Genomic DNA, 3,701 nt, shown 5'->3' with positions numbered 1-3,701 from the left:
CTGAAACAAAATAAAAATCCGCCAAACAATAGCTTGCGTGTGGTGATCAAAACGGTTTCCTCCGTTGGATTAATTTGTGCTAAGTTAACCTAAAAACCGCATCAGATAAAGGGTTAAGTCATGTCAGAAAATAACTTCGAAGAAAAGTTCGCAGCAGCTTATGACAAAATGATGGAACGTATTCAGCATTTTTTTGAAGAATCTGAAAGCAATGCTGTTCCTACCCTTAAACAACGCATTGAACTGGCAAAATTACGCGCTATAGAATTACGAGAAGTCACCGCAGAAGAAGCCGACAAAATTGCCTATTATGTTGAGCGTGATTTACATGATGCTGCGGAATATCTGGAAACAACGGGTAAGGAATTTTCCACCTGGTTTAATTTTGATTTGCAGCTCGTTGAAGCGCGGCTATATGAATTATTTGCCTCTGTCGCAGACCGCACACGCCTTGAGCTCGGCCAGCTGGCCAGTCAGGCACAAATGGCTCAGCAATATCACACCGGAGAAATTACCGGTATAGGCACTTTATTTTGTGATTCATGCGGTACAGAAATGCACTTCAAGAAAACAGGTCGCATCCCTCCTTGCCCAAAATGCCATCACACAGATTTCAGTCGCTATTCAAAATAAATTTTAAATAAAATCTTCCGGCCAATAGAAAGCACCCTCTGCAATCAACTCGCAACAGACATCGGCCAATGCAGGGTATTTGCGTAATTGCTGCCAGTCCTTCTGGTCGAGTTGAGATTGGGTGGTTAGCCACGAAAGCGTTTCCACTGCGGCCAACTCAACAGAATAAGCTTCACCAGCAACAAATAAATAGGCCTTAGCAGTATCGTTATGCCAGGCAAAGCGTAAATACCCATTGCGTTGTAAATACTCGCCGTTGTTAAAGCGTCTATCCAGTTCGGCGAGCGAGGCTTTATCAGCGATAAACTCGTCGGCCAGCTCCTGTAAAGTTGATTTGGTTTCTGTGACCAGTCGCCCTACCGCTAAAACCATTAAGTCAGAGTTTTCAGTGATGGTTTTCAACAATAAATTCTGAAACCGCTTTATTGCACTGTCATCAATTTCCGTTGTTGAAGACGCTGCGTTTGTATCGCCATCAGCATAAAGTTGTTCTGCAATATCCTGCTCTTGCAGTGTATGACTGAAAGCATCCAGCAACTGTAACTGTGATGGGGCCCTAAAACCTACTGAAAACGTCAGGCACGGATTTAATGCCACACCATGATGAGCATAGTGCGGTGGCAAATAAAGCATATCACCTGGATGCAAATCCCATTGATGATCGGCTGAAAACTGCTGCAATATACGTAAATCGGTATCACTCCTGAAAACCGCATCGGCTAACGGTTTATCACTGATTTGCCAGTGCCTGATTCCCTGCGCCTGCAGTAAAAAAACATCATAGCTATCGGTATGCGGTCCAACTGAACCGCCCTCCGGTGCGTAACTAATCATTACATCATCCCGACGCCAGTCGGCAATGAAATCAAATGCAGTTAGCAGCTTCTGTAACGGTGGATAATGCTTATCCATATCCTGCACCAGTAATGTCCAGTGTGTTTCCGGTAAAGCAGCAAAATCATCTTCATCAAAAGGACCGTGTTGCAGTTGCCAGGGCCTATCACCAAACTCTTCAATCAAGCGTGATTCGATTTCTGCTTCAGCTGCAAACGCAGCTAAATCCTCTTGAGTCAGATCACTGACGGGCAGAGGAAATGCCTGACGAATCACCAACGGTTTCTTTTGCCAGTATTCATCTAGAAACTGCTGCTGAGTCAAACCGGTATTAAAAAACGCTGTCATAAGCTTGCTGCATGAAACTGTAACTGGGGGTAAAGCCTTGGGCCTTCATTATGAATAACGACACGACTAATTGCGGCGTAAGGCACTTGAATGCGAAACATTGCCTCAAGCGGCATTGCTAACACCTCAGCGAGAATAACGCGAATAACCCCGGCATGAGCGACCAGTAAAATATGATTATCAGTATGGGATTGCACTAAGGTTTGCCAGGCTTTTTGAATACGCCGTTGAAACGCTAATAATGATTCGGCATTGGCTGGCGTATTTTTTATCGGGTCATCATAGAAGGCATAAAACGCTTTTTTGTTCTGTTGCTCCAATTCGCTGGCAGTTTTACCTTCCCAGTCACCAAAACCGATCTCTATAAATGCAGAATCACATTGCAATGAAATGCCATGTTTATCTGCAAGTTCTTTGGCAAAGTCCGCGCAACGAATTAAAGTGGAACTGACTATTTTTTGCCAGGGCTGACTATTTTCAGTTGCACAGCGCATCTGCTGCCAACCTAACTCACTTAAAGGATCATCCAGTTGCCCACGATAGCGCATTCCGCCTTGGGGTTCTCCATGACGCATCAAATCGATCACTAAAGCCATTGTTAACCAATAATTTCAACTTTGAGAATGACGTTATCCACCGCTGTGACCTGGACCCGAGTCCCTGTAGGACAATCGGGCCCATGCACTTTCCAGGTTGAATCGTCGAGAATGACTTTCCCCTGTCCATTCACAATAGGGTTGGTCAATGTGATAATGCGGCCAACATGCTGTTCGCCGCGCCGGTTTAATAGGGGTTCATCGGTGGCAATGGGATGTTTAATGTAATAGCGGCGCCACAACACAATACTGAGCACCGACAATACTGCAAACATCAACCATTGAAACTGCCAGGCAATCTCAGGAAACAGTAACAACACCAGACCGGTGAGAAATGCCGCGATTCCCAGCCACAAAGCAAAAAAACTGGGCAGGATAATTTCCAGAGTAATCAACACTATTGCTAATACCCACCAGTGCCAGAAGTCGATAATGAAAGGCATATCAGTTGTCTTTACGCACGAAGGCTTCTTTAGCCAGTTCGGTTATGCCTGCCAGTGAGCCGATAACGCTTCCAGCCTCCAGCGGCATCATGATGATTTTGTGATTATCGGCACTGGCCATATCTTTGAGCGCTTCAATATATTTTTGGGCAACAAAATAATTTACTGCCTGCACATCGCCTTGGGCAATCGCTTCAGAAACCATGGTGGTGGCTTTGGCTTCCGCTTCTGCAAGACGCTCACGTGCTTCCGCATCCCGAAATGCCGCTTCACGACGGCCTTCCGCATCCAGAACTGCAGCCTGCTTCTCACCCTCTGCACGCAAAATTTCAGATTGACGATGGCCTTCAGCTTCCAGGATATTTGCGCGTTTAATCCGCTCTGCTTTCATCTGACGGCCCATGGCCTCAATCAGATCGGCTGGTGGTTCAATATCCTTAATTTCAATCCGGGTAACTTTAATGCCCCATGGTGTTGTTGCATCATCGACCACTGTTAGAAGACGTGTATTGATTTCATCACGTTTGGATAGCAATTCATCCAAATCCATTGACCCCATTACTGTCCGCACATTGGTCATGGTTAAATTCAGAATGGCATTATCCAAACCACTGACTTCATAAGCTGCTTTTGCGGCATGGATCACCTGATAAAACACCACACCATCAACTCGTACCATTGCATTATCCTTGGTGATAATACCTTGAGAGGGCACATCCAATACCTGCTCCATCATGTTGATGCGTGCGCCAACCTTATCAATCACCGGCACAATGATATTCAAACCTGGTCGCAAGGTTTTGGTATAGCGGCCAAATCGTTCAACCGTATATTCCCAGCCCTGGTC

At 45.5% G+C, this 3,701-nt stretch carries 5 protein-coding genes; 1 reads left to right on the top strand and 4 read right to left on the bottom strand.

Translation table 11 applies throughout. The features are described 5' to 3' along the window. Positions 1 to 120 precede the first annotated feature (120 nt). On the top strand, positions 121 to 633 hold the full coding sequence (locus B3M51_RS00935; protein ID WP_292481150.1) for a zinc ribbon-containing protein: 513 nt from the start codon (positions 121 to 123) through the stop codon (positions 631 to 633). Between the two features lie 3 nt (positions 634 to 636). On the opposite strand, the gene B3M51_RS00930 is transcribed toward B3M51_RS00935, so the two are convergent. From B3M51_RS00930 to B3M51_RS00915, 4 genes are all read right to left on the bottom strand, one after another. Next, positions 637 to 1,815 carry a cupin domain-containing protein gene (locus B3M51_RS00930; protein ID WP_292756214.1) on the bottom strand — a complete coding sequence of 393 codons (1,179 nt, stop codon included), beginning with the start codon at positions 1,813 to 1,815 and terminating at the stop codon, positions 637 to 639. Further along, positions 1,812 to 2,411: a histidine phosphatase family protein gene (locus B3M51_RS00925; RefSeq protein ID WP_292756212.1), complete on the bottom strand. Its 600-nt coding sequence runs from the start codon at positions 2,409 to 2,411 to the stop codon at positions 1,812 to 1,814. The genes B3M51_RS00930 and B3M51_RS00925 overlap by 4 nt, the downstream gene beginning before the upstream one ends. A 2-nt stretch (positions 2,412 to 2,413) precedes the next feature. Further along, the gene (locus B3M51_RS00920; protein WP_292756210.1) at positions 2,414 to 2,854 is read right to left on the bottom strand and encodes an NfeD family protein; all 441 of its coding nucleotides are present in this window, start codon (positions 2,852 to 2,854) and stop codon (positions 2,414 to 2,416) included. A 1-nt stretch (position 2,855) separates the two neighbouring features. Beyond that, positions 2,856 to 3,701: SPFH domain-containing protein (locus B3M51_RS00915; protein ID WP_292756209.1), on the bottom strand; the 846-nt coding region annotated here is incomplete at its 5' end.

It is taken from the genome of Methylophaga sp. UBA2689 (genome assembly GCA_002354555.1).
Classification (GTDB): Bacteria; Pseudomonadota; Gammaproteobacteria; order Nitrosococcales; family Methylophagaceae; genus Methylophaga.
This window is presented reverse-complemented; position numbering and strand designations above follow the sequence as displayed.

Coding starts and splice junctions, on each gene's coding strand:
- B3M51_RS00935 (WP_292481150.1), top strand. CDS start 121: ATGTCAGAAAATAACTTCGAAGAAAAGTTCGCAGCAGCTTATGACAAA.
- B3M51_RS00930 (WP_292756214.1), bottom strand. CDS start 1,815: ATGACAGCGTTTTTTAATACCGGTTTGACTCAGCAGCAGTTTCTAGAT.
- B3M51_RS00925 (WP_292756212.1), bottom strand. CDS start 2,411: ATGGCTTTAGTGATCGATTTGATGCGTCATGGAGAACCCCAAGGCGGA.
- B3M51_RS00920 (WP_292756210.1), bottom strand. CDS start 2,854: ATGCCTTTCATTATCGACTTCTGGCACTGGTGGGTATTAGCAATAGTG.